Source organism: Acinetobacter sp. YH16053, assembly GCF_013417035.1.
GTDB lineage: Bacteria > Pseudomonadota > Gammaproteobacteria > Pseudomonadales > Moraxellaceae > Acinetobacter > Acinetobacter towneri.
Genome location: NZ_VPEP01000005.1, coordinates 50,769 through 64,278, shown reverse-complemented (window position 1 = coordinate 64,278; position 13,510 = coordinate 50,769). Strand labels below are relative to the sequence as shown.

The following is a 13,510-nucleotide window of genomic DNA, read 5'->3' as shown; positions in this document are numbered from 1 at the left end:
AATCTTGTGAGATCTATTTATCAGCTTGCAAACATAGACGAATGATTAGCAAAGTTTAAGTGCAAGGCCAATTTATGAGCCTCAACTCAACTGATGTCAGCTTAGGTTGCCTTTCACTGCCAAAATTGCAGGTGGCAGTTCTTCGCCAAGTGAACTCAGCATTTCCCGTTCAATTAATCGCACCATGGAGTTGAGCGGTAAATCATTGTCTTGCAGGCCAAAAGGTTCTTCAAGTTGTTCGCTGAGAGCATCTAAACCTAAGAATAAATAGGCAATTAAACCCACCAAAATTGGTGTCCAGATTCCTAAACTTGCTTCTAAACTAAAAGGCAGAATAAAGCAGAAGCAATACACAGTGCGGTGCAACAAGACTGAATAAGAAAAAGGCAAGGGTGTGCTGAGAATTCGATCGCAACCTGCTTGCACATTACCCAATTCAACAATATGTTGATTCAAGCCTTGATAAATAATATCGGAAATTTCACCTGTTTTCAGTGCGCTGACTAACTCTTTTTGAATGCTTTCTAAAATAAACTGTGCGGCATTAATATGCGGAAATAATGCTTCATAATCTGCAGATGTGAGGTTGACTTTGTTTTGATAAAAATCGATAGGTTGGTTTTGATTGCGTAAACGGTTACGCAATAAATTACTAAACAACATGACCCGATACATCAAGACCCGACGCTGTTGATCTGGCAGTACGTATGAGTCACGTGAAATATGCCGTGATGTTGCAATTAACGTCCCCCACAATTTTCGACCTTCCCACCAACGTTCATAACTGGCGTTATTTCTAAAACTAAGGAAGATAGACAAAATAATACCGAAAATGGTAAAGCCAATGGCAGGTACGCTAGGGACTTGAAAAAAGTGGTGAGAAGACAAATACACTAAGACCGTAGAAAGGAAGACCACAATTGCAAGTGCAGGTAAGACCGTGGGTAAAATTGTCCCATACCATGCAAACAGTAGGGTAAAACTGTTGTTTTTATTGCGAATAATCATCTTGATGCATCCTTGAAGCTGTCCTTAGTGTTTCATAGACAAACAACGCTTGGCAAGATGATAGCTAGCTTTTGATTCAAAAAGCAGCAAGCGGCTTAAAGTCAATTTTTCTTATTTATTATTGCAACAGCCAATAAAAAAGTGATGCCATGAAGACATCACTTTTTAAATACTTTCAGCAAATGAATACCCGAAGTTTTAGTTTACATCGGGTAATCTTGCAAACAGTCAGGAATTTCAACTTGTGCCAAACTGTCTGTTTCTAAAGCTAAACATAGTGCAACAATTTTAGCGGTATCGCACAGGTGTTCATCTTTGAGAGCCAAACCTGCTTGTAAAGATTGTAAATCTTCTTGGCAAATATCTAGGGCTTGCGCTGCTTCAAGTGCATCTTCACGTTTGAAAAACGCAGACATGACATTACGTAACTGCTCTTCTGAGGTATTTAGAATACTTTGATTGAGTAATTCATCTAATTGTTCAGAAGCTTGGTTGAGGGAGTGAGAGAAATTTTGAACTAGATTGTGTTCAAGTACATCCATCATCTTAAGCATGGGGAAACCTCCAAAGATGCTCGTACATTTAATATTACAGGGGGAGTATGACAGCCGAATTGCATAAAATTTATGCTTTAAATTGATTGAAAAGTAAACTAAATTTAATACTTTGACAATGCAGTGCCGATGAACGTCCAGTTCACTGCTCAACCTTGAAATCACAGCGATGAGTTTTCTTTTATAATTAAGTTGTTTGTAAAATACACAAAATAGTGGCTGAGTAGTAGGTGATAAGTCACGCAATTATGAGCTTTCAATTATGAGCTTTCGGTATATTGTCGATATGCACCAGGATTGACCCCAGTCCATTTTTTAAAGGCACGATGAAAAGCGCTAGGATCATGGAAATTTAATTGATCGCTAATTTCCTGAAGTGATTGTTGGGTTTTGCTCAACAATTCAATTGCCGTATCTCGACGGATTTCATTTTTTAATTGCTGATAGCTGGTGCCTTCCTGCTTTAAACGCCGTTGGAACGTCGCTTCAGACATATTGAAATGTTGGGTTAATTCGTTCAGTTCTAACCACTCACTCGGCGGCAATCGCATTAATTGTTTACGGATTTTATGACTCAGCGCATGTGGGTTTTTATAACGCACCAAAAGGTTAAAAGGTGTTTGTTTTAAAAAGCGTTTCCAACTTTTTTTATCCTGCTTGATTTTTAAATCAAGATGTTTTGCCTCAAAATAAATCTTATGCGCTGTACACGCATATTCAATTTCATCACAGAAACGGACACGATAATCAGCATCATCCTGCGGGGCAGCACATTTGAGTTGCATGTTTAAAATAGCGATACGTTGTCCTGTCAGCCAGCACATCAAGCCATGAATCAGCATTAAATAAGTGGCATAACTAAACATCGGTTTCACTTGATCTTTATCGTGAATGGTTAAGATTGCATATTCACCATCTACGTTTAATTCACCTGAAAAATCATCCAGTATTAAATTAAAGAAATTTAAAATGTCCTGTAATGCGGCCTTTAAATGCTCTGCTTGGTACACCCATTTAGACAAGAGTTGATAACTGCCACGACGCATAGCATGGCTGTCCATGCCAAAAAATTCATCGTTCATGGCATCTGCCAGTGCAATCCACAATTGACCATATTGCTGAATTGACACCCTCGCTTTGTTGGAATGTAACAGCTCTGCAGGAATACCCGCCGTCTGCAAAATCGCATGCGTATCCATGCCGCGTTGCTGTGCAGTATGCAAAGCTTCATGGACTAAAGCAATTGAAATTGTACCTTTGCTGTAAGTGAGCTGAGTTGCATTCATGGGATGGCGTGGTATTCCATTTACAAGTTGAGTGTTCAAATACATCATAGTCGATGCAGGGTTTGGAAATTGTACTCTAGCTTGAGTGTGATTAATCTGTTTCTTAAGTTGTATCAACCTGAAAATTTATAAGGAAAATAAAATGAAAATTCAAGGAAAAGTCTGTGTGGTCACGGGTGGTGCATCGGGTTTAGGCGCTGCGACTGCACAACATTTAGTTGCGCAAGGTGCAAAAGTTATTTTGGTTGATATGAATCAAGAACTTGGGCAGCAGCTTCAACAGCAATTGGGCGAAAATGCAGACTTCGTAGCTGTAGACGTGACCGATGAAAACCAAGTACAGCAGCTTTTTAACCATATTGAGCAAAAATACGGACAGTTAAATGGCTTGGTGAATTGTGCAGGCATTGCACCGTCTGCCAAAGTCTTGGGACGTGGTGGTTTGCATGATTTGGCAATGTTCCAAAAAGTGCTGAATATTAATGTCACGGGCAGTTTTAATATGATCCGTTTTGCGGCACAACTGATGGCGAAATATGACTTAGCCGCCGATGAAGAAGAGCGTGGTGTGATTGTGAATACTGCTTCGGTTGCAGCATTTGATGGGCAGATTGGACAAAGTGCGTATTCTGCATCGAAAGGTGCAATTGTGGGGATGACGCTGCCTTTGGCACGTGAATTGGCACGTGAAGCCATTCGGGTGATGACGATTGCCCCCGGTATTATGGAAACCCCGATGCTGAAAGCATTTCCACAGCATGTGCAAGATGCTTTAGGGCAAATGGTGCCATTTCCACCACGTTTGGCAAAGCCTGAAGAATTTGCGCAATTGGTGGGTCATATTTTTGAAAATGGTTATTTAAACGGTGAAGTGATTCGTTTGGATGGCGCAATTCGTATGCAACCGAAATAAGTTATGACGATGATATCTCCATAAAATAGCCTAAGCAAAAATTCAAGTATTGAAAAACTGGATACTAAAAAACCGTTGCAATACAGCACAAGGATGTTGCGCGCATTTCTGACAAAAACAACATCTACCATATACACAGAGGGTCACCATGATTTTAAGCCATGAACAAAAAATGATTCAGGATATGCTGCGCAGTTATGCACAGGAAAAGCTTAAGCCAACTGCAGCAGCACGTGATAAAACTGCTGAATTCCCTGCAAAGGAGTTAAAAGAACTGGGTGAGCTAGGTGCTTTGGGCATGACCGTTGCAGAAGAATGGGGCGGTGCAGGTTTAGATTATGTATCTCTCGTTTTAGCCTTAGAAGAAATTGCTGCGGGTGATGGTGCAGTTTCAACGATTGTGAGTGTGCAAAACTCATTGCCATGCGGAATTACACAACGCTACGGCACAGAGGCGCAAAAACAAAAATATTTAACTAAACTGGCAACAGGCGAATGGTTAGGCTGCTTTTGTTTAACTGAACCACAAGTCGGCTCTGATGCCAGCGCGATTGAATGTAAAGCTGAAAAAGATGGCGAGGATTGGGTTTTAAATGGCACCAAGCAGTTTATCACCACAGGCAAATATGCAGATGTTGCTTTAGTTTTTGCTGTAACGGACAAAACTGCGGGTAAAAAAGGCATTTCCTGCTTTTTAGTCCCGACGAACACACCAGGTTATATCGTGGCACGTTTAGAAGACAAAATGGGACAGCACTGTTCCGATACCGCCACCATCGTGTTGGAAAACTGCCGTATTCCTGCAGAAAACCTATTGGGGCAAGAAGGTGAAGGCTACAAAATTGCACTCTCTAATTTAGAGTCGGGGCGTATTGGTATTGCCGCGCAATCGGTGGGTATGGCGCGAGCAGCTTTAGATGCAGCCGTGGACTATGCCAATGAGCGTAAAGCTTTTGGAGTTGAAATTGTGCAACATCAGGCAGTCGCGTTTCGCTTGGCAGATATGGCAACACAGATTGAAGCTGCACGACAGCTTATTCTACATGCCGCAAGCCTCAAAGATGCAGGCTTACCGTGTTTAAAAGAAGCATCTATGGCCAAGCTTTTTGCTTCAACCATGGCAGAGCGTGTGTGTTCAGATGCGATTCAAATACATGGGGGCTATGGCTATGTATCTGATTTCCCAGTTGAACGTATTTACCGCGATGTGCGCGTTAGCCAAATTTATGAAGGTGCATCCGATATTCAGCGTTTGGTGATTGCACGTGAAGTGACTAAGCGTTAAAGCTGAGTATCTAAAACTTTAGTCGGTGTCCAAAGCTTGCAAGGTTATTGCAGGATGTGGAAATTGAGAAAATGTTCAAATCATGTTTAGCTAACTTGATTGAAAAATACGCGAAGATCATGTCGTGATTGCGTTGCATGATTGACTTCAACACAGCAAACCTAATTTAAATTTTAAAGAGCGATTCAATCCTAACTTGTAAAAACGGTTAAAACAATAACGCATATTGCTGCAAATGAATTGCAGTGTCATCAGTTTAAGACGGAGCTTAAAAGAATGAAAACTTTGCAAGAGGCATATCAACAGTTTGATATTGAGCAACTGATTCAAACCCAATTGGCAGGAACGCCAACGGCACTTAATGCCTATGAAGAATGTTGCGGACGCTATACGGGTACTCAACAAACTGCCTTAATTTGGGAAGGCAAACACGGTCAAACTGCATCGTGGACATTTGATCAACTGGCAGAAGCATCTGGAAAATTGGCAAATTATTTTACTCAACTGGGCTTAAAAGCAGGTGATTGTATTGCAGGATTATTGCCGCGTACGCCTGAATTGTTAATTACGGTTTTTGCCACATGGCGCATTGGGGCAGTGTATCAGCCTTTATTTACAGCCTTTGAATCTAAAGCGATTGAGCACCGTATTCAAACTGCAAAGACGCAGCTCATTGTGACCAATACTGAGCAGCGTCCAAAACTAAATGCCTTGTCTAATGTGAAAATTTTAACTGTGGACGCAGCAAATCAAGCTCAAAACCATGATACAGATTTTTGGCAAGTTCTAAGCACTCAAGACACTTACTTTGAAACCGTGTATCGCAGTTTTCAAGATGATTTTCTGATGATGTTTACATCAGGCACTACGGGTTTAGCTAAATCTGTACCTGTGCCTTTAAAAGCCATTGTGGCATTTAAAGGTTATATGCAGCATGCAGTCGATTTAAGAGCAGAAGATTCATTTTGGAATTTAGCCGACCCTGGTTGGGCTTATGGCTTGTATTACGGTATTACAGGGCCACTGAGTTTGGGGCATAGCATTATTATGGATGAACGTCCATTTAGTGTTGATCATGCACTGGAAATTATCCGTAAATATCAGGTGAGTAATTTAACAGGTTCACCAACCGCATTTAGAATGTTCTTTGGTTTTAAAGAAAAGTTTGATGGTGATATTCAACGACATCTGCGTGTGGTTAGCAGTGCAGGCGAGCCGCTCACACCAGAAGTGATTCATTGGTTTAAGCATGATTTACAAGTCAATATTTATGATCAATATGGACAAACCGAATTGGGGATGGTGATTGCCAATCATCATGCACTGGAACATCAGAAAAAAGTAGGTTCTGCGGGTTATGCTATTCCCGGACATCGTTTCGCGGTTTTAAATGCACAGCATCAGGAAGTCGCTCACGGCGAAATTGGCACACTTGCACTGGATGAATCACAATCGCCTTTAATGTGGTTCAAAGGTTACGATGGGGATGACCGTAAATCATTTGTGGGACAGTATTATTTAACGGGTGATACGGTACGTTTAAATGAATTTGGTGGGATTGATTTTATTGGTCGTGCAGACGATGTCATTACAACTTCGGGTTATCGTGTCGGGCCTTTTGATGTAGAAAGTACTTTGCTTGAATGTGAGGAAGTGCTTGAATCCGCAGTAATTGGTAAGCCAGACCCAGAGCGTACAGAAGTGGTAAAAGCCTTTGTGGTGTTAAAAAATCAATATCAACCAAGCACTGCATTGCAGGAAAAGCTGCAACAGTATGTGCGTTCACGCTTATCGAAACATGCCTATCCTAAAGAAATTGAATTTGTCAGCAGTTTGCCTAAAACATCCAGTGGAAAAATTCAGCGTAATTTATTGAAGCAACAAGAAATTGCAAAACAAAATGCTTTTAAAAAAGTGAGCTAAATTCAGCCAATAGGCCCTGTTAATTATTGCGCCATAAGAAAAACGCCATTCATACAGATTGGCGTTTTTTTAAATCTGTATTCTTTATTTAAACCACCCGATTATGCAAGCACGAACTCAATCGATAGAAAATGTGTGCATCATATTGGTGATGTGATATTTTCAACTTTATGCTGACACAATGAACAAGGCTGCATGTACTTCGATTACGATAAAAGCATGTAGGCAGCGCAATACATATTGGGGGAGAACATCATGGTAACAGCTCATTTAAATTTCACGCAGCCGTCAAAGCGGATATTTACGAAGTCGATATGGATGGGTGCAGCTTTACTGTTGTGTGCCTCTGGCAGTTATGCACAAAACTGGAACCCAGCGCCAACTGCTGAAAGTACAGCCTATTCCAGCTATCCAGCAGCAAAAACGCCACAAAAAAATTATGCAGTCTTTGCCGAATACGCCAATTTTGAAGCAGATTTTGACAGTGGCGATACAGTAGAACTAGATGGTTTTGCTTTGGGTGTTTCCACCACGCCACATCGCTCAGGTTTTTATGGCAGATTGGAATTCTTAAAAAACAATGAATACGATTTGGATTATTATGAATTCAATATGGGCGGGAATTTAAACCTGATCAGCTATCATGGTTTTTATTTCAATACATACGCAGGTCTAGGTTATAGCGGCGCAAGTTCAAAGCTGCTTGCCAATGATGTCAATTTTGTCACTTTACCTGTGGGCGTAGAAGTCGGTTTGAACTTTGTTCCTGATTTCTCGATTTACGCCACTGCCGGTTATAAATGGTTATATGACAGCACCTCGAATACCACCTGTAAAGATGGGACAACCTCAGACAAAGTCGGGAATACGGCATGTTACTGGAATGGTGGAATTGCCTATTATAATGAATATATAGGCGATGCCGATGGCGTTACTTATAACGTAGGCATGCGGATGCACTTTTAAGCAAGTCGTTTTGCACATCTCCATCTGTTCAAATACGCAACAATTCAACCGCCGTCATGGCGGTTTGCTTTGAATACCCGTTATACTTGGCGTTTTGGTTTTGCAGAATAGGGCATTTTCTTGGAAAGCATATTCGATACTCAGTTGGAATTGAGCGATGCAGAAATGCATCTATATAGCCGACAAATTTTATTGGATGGCTGGGATATTGAAGCCCAAGAAAAATTAAAACTGGCCAACGTACTTGTTGTGGGGGGTGGCGGGATTGGCTGTTTAAGCGCAGAATTACTTGCACGTGCAGGCGTGGGAAAAATCACTCTGATTGATGCTGATGTGATTGAAACCAGTAATTTGCAACGACAAATCGCCTATACCCCCGCAGATTTAGGCTTTTATAAGGCCGAAATTCTCGCAAAAAGATTAATGCAAATTAATCCTTATATCGAGATTGTTTGTTTAACCACGCTGTTAGATGCGCAAAATGCAGGCACTTTAGTTGCCCAACAAGACCTAGTTTTAGATGGTTGTGATAATTTCAGTACCCGATATTTGGTCAATCAATATTGCCGACAATTGAATGTACCTTTACTCAGTGCCTCTGCCATTGGTTTTCAAGGGCAAATGTTCATGGTCGAAGGTGATTCTGCTTGCTATGAATGTCTGTTCCCGAAAGAACAACATGCCAATGAAAGTTTGCGCTGCGCTGACAGTGGCGTATTGGCAACCACTCCCAACGTCATGGCCAGTTTACAAGCGCATCATGCCTTATTGTACTTGGGTTTAGGCAACACCGTGCTGAAACAAAAGCTATTACTTTGGGATGGTTTAAGCATGAAACAACGCTTATTGTCGTTTGATCAAGACCACAACTGTCCAGTTTGTCAGGCAAGATAGCCTTTTTACTTGGCAATTTTTTGTTAAACTCTCACTACTTTAATATGACTCAGACATGATGAAAAATAATATCTGGTTAGATGGTTTACGTTCAGTTGCTCGCATGGGTGAAACTGCCGTAGTGGCAGCCAAAGCAGGCATTAAATATGCCACTGAAAAGCCAAGTAATGCCAAACTCATGCGCGAAACATTTGAATCTTTAGGTTCAACCTACATTAAACTTGGGCAGTTTATTGCCAGTACACCGTCATTGTTCCCGCGTGAATATGTCGAAGAGTTTCAAGGTTGTTTAGACCAAACTCCAACTTTACCGTTTAGCTATGTGCAGCAAGTATTGGCATCTGAATTTGCAGGGCGCAATTTAGATGAAATATTTGCCTCAATAGATGAAAAGCCTTTAGCTTCAGCATCTATCGCACAAGTGCATGCTGCAAAATTGGTAAGTGGAGAAGATGTGGTGATTAAAGTGCAAAAACCGGGGGTAGAAACTATTCTCTATACCGATTTAAACGTCTTGCACTGGGCGACTAAACTGCTCGAAAAAGCTGTGCCCAAAGTCAAATTTGCGTCATTGGCCGATATTGTCGAAGAAATCAAAACCCGTATGGTGCGTGAAGTCGATTTTATTGAAGAAGCACGTAACCTAGATGATTTTATTAATTATCTGAATTTAACCCAAAATACAAAAGCCACTGCACCTAAGGTCTATCATCAATATTCCACCCGTCGCGTATTGACCATGCAGCGTTTGTATGGCGTACCTTTGACCGATTTTGACGTGGTGAAACAAGTATCTAACGATCCATCGCAAGTGTTGATTACTGCCATGAATACATGGTTTGGTAGCTTGATGATGTGTAACAGTTTCCATGCCGATTTACACGCAGGCAACCTGATGTTGCTTGAAGATGGGCGTGTCGGCTTTATTGATTTTGGTATTGTTGGACAGCTGAATCCTGAAGTGTGGACTGCATGTATGGCTTTTATGGATGCTCTACAAAATACCAACTACACGCTTATGGCTGAAAATATGCTCAAAATGGGCATGACTGACACGCAAATTGATACTCAGGTTTTGGCAGCAGATTTAGAGCGTTTATTTAGTGGCGTATTGCTGGCCGATCCTCAAGAGTTGCTGACTTCTAACCCTGCCGATTTAAATGACATTATGCTCGATATGGTTGCTGTGGGTGAGCGTCATGGGATTCGTTTCCCGCGTGACTTTGCTTTACTGTTCAAGCAAATGCTGTACTTTGACCGTTTCATGCGCGTTTTAGCACCTTATACCGATATTTATGCCGATCAACGATTGCAGATGGTACAAAGCATTGATCCGAATTTGTTGTTAAAGCATTAATTATCCATATTGGGCGAATCAAGCCTTCTGGTTGCATGTTTTAAAGCCACCGATCTTTTGTTTTATGAGTTCAGTGTGGCTTTAAAATACGGCAAATATCCCTTTCAATAGACAGAGATAGAAGGATTTAAAATGAAATATAGAGTGTGGTCATGGATGCAATTATCATTGAAGGCTTAAAGGTAGAAACAGTCGTCGGCTGTTTTGCATGGGAGCGTCAGATTCAACAACCGCTTATGTTGGATTTGATTATTGCCACCAATTTAAGCCAAGCTGCAGCTTCAGATGAGTTGCAAGACACGCTCAATTATGCAGAAATTTGCAGCATTTCAGCGCAAGTGATTCAGCAGGCTGCGCCCAAATTGATTGAGCATGCCGCACAATTGGTATTGGATGCACTTTTTACGACTTTTGCCGCCATTGAATCCATTACCATCACCATTCGCAAACCTGCCATTATTCCAGAAGCCAATTCTGTAGGAATTCGTCTTGAACGCCACCGAAACGATTTTTGCCCTCGCTCTGGCGAGTAACTGCGAAGCACCGCGTCAGTTTAAAAATGCCTATCAGCAAATTGCTGCATTGGGCGAAGTGCATTTTTCGCACATTTATCTGATTCCATGCCGTGATGGAATTGGTGCAGACTATTGGAATTCTGCTTGTTTGCTAAAAAGCCGTTTAAGCTTTGAGCATCTAAACGTCATCCTTAAGGAATTGGAAGTTGCAGCAGGGCGTGTGCGTCCATCGCATGATATTCCGCTGGATATTGATATTATTGCGTGGGGTGAAAATTTAGCTCAAATGCAATTCAATCCGAAAAAAATGCCACTGGCTTTAGATGTTAAAATTCCAATGTGGGATATTTGGCAAGATGAGGCTTTTGTGCATCCAGAGCATGACTACCCAATTGTGAGTTGTGAAGAATAAATCAGCCAATAAAAGGGGTAGATTCGTACTACACATCTTTAAATTTTGGCTGTGATCTGTGATCTCGTTTCGGTTAACATCACCGTGTCATATCTTTCTGATATATTTGTATGAAAAACCATCAAAAATAATATTTTTCTGTATTTATACGGCTTTGCACTTAAAAACTATCCACAAAATCTGCGGATAAATCTTGGGATAACTCAAGATCGGCTCTTTCTCTGTTATTTTTTGATCGTTTTAATCGAGATGTTTTCTATTCCAATGACATAAAAAAACGCCCACAATTGTGAGCGTTTAAGTGTTATCAATTCATTAAATATAATAACTGGTCTTGGTCATGAGCTTGGAAATCGCAGTCATGGTCAAACGTACAGGTACAGGCAAATCTACACCACCTGCTTTGAGCGCCGTATCGCGATGATGCAATTCATCTTCATTCATTTGGACTAGAATTTTACGTGAACGATCATCTTGTTCAGGCAATTGGCTAATATGATGTTCTAAATGCAAGCTGACTTGACGTTCAGTTTCTGCCACAAAACCCAAACTGTATTTATCGCCCGCAATACCTGCAATTGCACCCATCCCAAAAGACAAGCCATACCATACAGGATTAAGCAAACTGGTGTGACTGTCTAACTCTTTTAAGCGGTCTTCGCACCACGCCAAATGGTCTTGTTCTTCAATTGCAGCCTGTTCCATTTCACGACGTACATTGGGCAATTTCGCAGTTAAAGCCTGACCGTGATATAAGGCTTGTGCGCAGACTTCACCACTATGGTTTACTCGCATTAAGCCTGCAACATGACGTGCTTCACTCACAGCCAATTTGGTTTCAACCGTATTGCCCGGGTTTTCACGTTGAGCCGAAGTTGTGCCAGGTACTAAACTACGTAAGGCTTGGTCAAATGAATGAATAAACTTGTCGATGCCTGTGTAATGACGCATGAAATTAATCCTCCAAAGAGTCCTGTGCAGTATCTAACATTGGCTTGAGCTTTAACAAGAGCCAAATCGTGAAAATGGCACTTAAAACCGCTGTGATACTAAATAGAATTTTTAAATCAATTTTTAAAACACTTAAGATTAAAATCGAGAAAACCGCAGACGACACCATAAAAATGGCATTTAAAATATTGTTGGCTGCGACCACACGTGCGCGGTGCGAGCGAGGGGAATAGGCTTGCATCATGGCATACAAGGGCACAATGTAAAAACCGCCACTAATGCCCAGTAAAGTGACTGCACACATGACATGATAATAACTCCAGCCTTGCTGAAAGACTTCGGCTAAGCCCAATAGCGCACCTGTTTTTTCTGGTACAAAAGCCAATGCGCCTGCCAAATAAAAAGCAAAGACGGTTAAACCGACTGCGCCAATAGGCACCATTTTAATATTAACGTCTGTACCGCCTATTTTACGGCAGAGCAAAGAACCCACACCGATACCGACAGAAAAGAGCGTCAGTAATAAACTCACCACGTTTTCAGAAGCATGCAAGTTTTGTTGAGTGAGTTGTGGAATTTGGGTTAAATACGTTGCCCCATAAAACCAATACCAAGAGTTTCCAAGTAAGATCAAAAAAATCATCGGCAGGCTTTTGGCATATTTTAAAGTCTGGAAACTGGTGCGGAAAAAATTCCAGTCAATTTGAATGTCGGGTGACGTGACGCGCTGCGTCAGCACAAAACGACTTGAGGCATAACCAATTAGTGCAATAATCACCACAGTTAAGCTAATCCAGACTAAATTGCCTGCAGATACCGAAATCACTGCACCGCCTAAAATCATCCCCAATAAAATTGCAATGGATGTACCTGACTGGAAAATTGCATTGCCCGACATCAGTTCATGCGGTTTGAGTACTTCAGGCAAAATGGCATATTTGATTGGGCCAAAAAAGGTCGATTGTGCGCCCATTAAAAATAAGGCAATCAGCAATAGCCACAAATTTCCTAAAATAAAACCAACGGTACCAATCAGCATGATGACAATTTCAAGCAGTTTGATGGCACGGACCAATTGGGCACGTTCATACTTGTCTGCTAATTGTCCTGCGGTGGCAGAAAAAATGAAATAAGGCAAAATAAACAGCAAGGCAGCCAAATTGTTCAGGGTGCTGACATTTGCAGATTGCTGGCTAATCAATCCATAGGTAAAGACCAAAAGCAGCGCTTGTTTATATACGTTATCATTGAGTGCGCCAAAGAATTGGGTGAGAAACATCGGCAAAAAGCGACGACTCTTTAACAAATGTTCATTTTTTTTCATGCGTGATTAACTTCGTTTAGTTTTATTAAGAAATGTGACCACTTGATATAATTGTACAGAAAATCATGTATGATGTTTCAAGTCTTTTCACTGATGAAAAAATCAAATAAATTGGTGTTTAT

13 protein-coding genes are annotated in these 13,510 nt (G+C 41.1%); 8 read left to right on the top strand and 5 right to left on the bottom strand.

What is annotated here, in order from left to right; genetic code table 11:
• Positions 1-96: 96 nt before the first annotated feature.
• The 3 genes from FTV43_RS06170 to FTV43_RS06160 form a co-directional block, all read right to left on the bottom strand.
• Positions 97-1,008: a bestrophin family protein gene (locus FTV43_RS06170; RefSeq protein WP_004973196.1), complete on the bottom strand. Its 912-nt coding sequence runs from the start codon at positions 1,006-1,008 to the stop codon at positions 97-99.
• A gap of 203 nt (positions 1,009-1,211) precedes the next feature.
• Complete coding sequence (locus FTV43_RS06165; RefSeq protein WP_004973198.1) at positions 1,212-1,562, bottom strand: hypothetical protein; 351 nt, start codon at positions 1,560-1,562, stop codon at positions 1,212-1,214.
• A gap of 260 nt (positions 1,563-1,822) precedes the next feature.
• Positions 1,823-2,848, bottom strand: coding sequence for an AraC family transcriptional regulator (locus FTV43_RS06160; protein WP_179995123.1), 1,026 nt, complete (start codon positions 2,846-2,848; stop codon positions 1,823-1,825).
• 142 nt (positions 2,849-2,990) lie between these two features.
• On the opposite strand from FTV43_RS06160, the gene FTV43_RS06155 reads away from it, so the two are divergent.
• From FTV43_RS06155 to FTV43_RS06120, 8 genes are all read left to right on the top strand, one after another.
• Complete coding sequence (locus FTV43_RS06155; protein ID WP_179995122.1) at positions 2,991-3,761, top strand: 3-hydroxyacyl-CoA dehydrogenase; 771 nt, start codon at positions 2,991-2,993, stop codon at positions 3,759-3,761.
• A 148-nt stretch (positions 3,762-3,909) separates the two neighbouring features.
• Positions 3,910-5,046: an acyl-CoA dehydrogenase family protein gene (locus FTV43_RS06150; protein ID WP_178318659.1), complete on the top strand. Its 1,137-nt coding sequence runs from the start codon at positions 3,910-3,912 to the stop codon at positions 5,044-5,046.
• Between the two features lie 276 nt (positions 5,047-5,322).
• Positions 5,323-6,969 (top strand): AMP-binding protein, encoded by a 1,647-nt coding sequence (locus FTV43_RS06145; protein ID WP_004973204.1) that lies wholly within the window; start codon positions 5,323-5,325, stop codon positions 6,967-6,969.
• Between the two features lie 255 nt (positions 6,970-7,224).
• Positions 7,225-7,935 carry a hypothetical protein gene (locus tag FTV43_RS06140; RefSeq protein WP_004973205.1) on the top strand — a complete coding sequence of 237 codons (711 nt, stop codon included), beginning with the start codon at positions 7,225-7,227 and terminating at the stop codon, positions 7,933-7,935.
• Positions 7,936-8,100: 165 nt separating this feature from the next.
• Entirely contained in the window at positions 8,101-8,829 is a 729-nt protein-coding gene (locus tag FTV43_RS06135; protein ID WP_179995174.1) for a HesA/MoeB/ThiF family protein, read from the top strand.
• 58 nt (positions 8,830-8,887) lie between these two features.
• Positions 8,888-10,186, top strand: coding sequence for an AarF/ABC1/UbiB kinase family protein (locus FTV43_RS06130; RefSeq protein WP_178865885.1), 1,299 nt, complete (start codon positions 8,888-8,890; stop codon positions 10,184-10,186).
• Positions 10,187-10,338: 152 nt separating this feature from the next.
• The gene (gene folB, locus FTV43_RS06125; RefSeq protein ID WP_004973210.1) at positions 10,339-10,719 is read left to right on the top strand and encodes a dihydroneopterin aldolase; all 381 of its coding nucleotides are present in this window, start codon (positions 10,339-10,341) and stop codon (positions 10,717-10,719) included.
• The gene (locus tag FTV43_RS06120) at positions 10,676-11,113 is read left to right on the top strand and encodes a 2-amino-4-hydroxy-6-hydroxymethyldihydropteridine diphosphokinase (RefSeq protein ID WP_179995121.1); all 438 of its coding nucleotides are present in this window, start codon (positions 10,676-10,678) and stop codon (positions 11,111-11,113) included. Before folB ends, FTV43_RS06120 begins: the two co-directional genes overlap by 44 nt.
• A gap of 315 nt (positions 11,114-11,428) precedes the next feature.
• On the opposite strand, the gene coq7 is transcribed toward FTV43_RS06120, so the two are convergent.
• Positions 11,429-12,064 (bottom strand): 2-polyprenyl-3-methyl-6-methoxy-1,4-benzoquinone monooxygenase, encoded by a 636-nt coding sequence (coq7, locus tag FTV43_RS06115; RefSeq protein ID WP_004973212.1) that lies wholly within the window; start codon positions 12,062-12,064, stop codon positions 11,429-11,431.
• A 4-nt stretch (positions 12,065-12,068) separates the two neighbouring features.
• Complete coding sequence (locus tag FTV43_RS06110; RefSeq protein ID WP_179995120.1) at positions 12,069-13,388, bottom strand: MFS transporter; 1,320 nt, start codon at positions 13,386-13,388, stop codon at positions 12,069-12,071.
• Between the last annotated feature and the right edge of the window lie 122 nt (positions 13,389-13,510).

Bases quoted from the DNA above. Each gene is read 5' to 3' on its own strand.
- FTV43_RS06130 (WP_178865885.1), top strand. From the start codon at position 8,888: ATGAAAAATAATATCTGGTTAGATGGTTTACGTTCAGTTGCTCGCATG.
- FTV43_RS06140 (WP_004973205.1), top strand. From the start codon at position 7,225: ATGGTAACAGCTCATTTAAATTTCACGCAGCCGTCAAAGCGGATATTT.
- FTV43_RS06155 (WP_179995122.1), top strand. From the start codon at position 2,991: ATGAAAATTCAAGGAAAAGTCTGTGTGGTCACGGGTGGTGCATCGGGT.
- FTV43_RS06110 (WP_179995120.1), bottom strand. From the start codon at position 13,388: ATGAAAAAAAATGAACATTTGTTAAAGAGTCGTCGCTTTTTGCCGATG.
- FTV43_RS06135 (WP_179995174.1), top strand. From the start codon at position 8,101: ATGCATCTATATAGCCGACAAATTTTATTGGATGGCTGGGATATTGAA.
- FTV43_RS06165 (WP_004973198.1), bottom strand. From the start codon at position 1,562: ATGCTTAAGATGATGGATGTACTTGAACACAATCTAGTTCAAAATTTC.
- FTV43_RS06150 (WP_178318659.1), top strand. From the start codon at position 3,910: ATGATTTTAAGCCATGAACAAAAAATGATTCAGGATATGCTGCGCAGT.
- FTV43_RS06145 (WP_004973204.1), top strand. From the start codon at position 5,323: ATGAAAACTTTGCAAGAGGCATATCAACAGTTTGATATTGAGCAACTG.
- coq7 (WP_004973212.1), bottom strand. From the start codon at position 12,064: ATGCGTCATTACACAGGCATCGACAAGTTTATTCATTCATTTGACCAA.
- folB (WP_004973210.1), top strand. From the start codon at position 10,339: ATGGATGCAATTATCATTGAAGGCTTAAAGGTAGAAACAGTCGTCGGC.
- FTV43_RS06170 (WP_004973196.1), bottom strand. From the start codon at position 1,008: ATGATTATTCGCAATAAAAACAACAGTTTTACCCTACTGTTTGCATGG.
- FTV43_RS06160 (WP_179995123.1), bottom strand. From the start codon at position 2,848: ATGAATGCAACTCAGCTCACTTACAGCAAAGGTACAATTTCAATTGCT.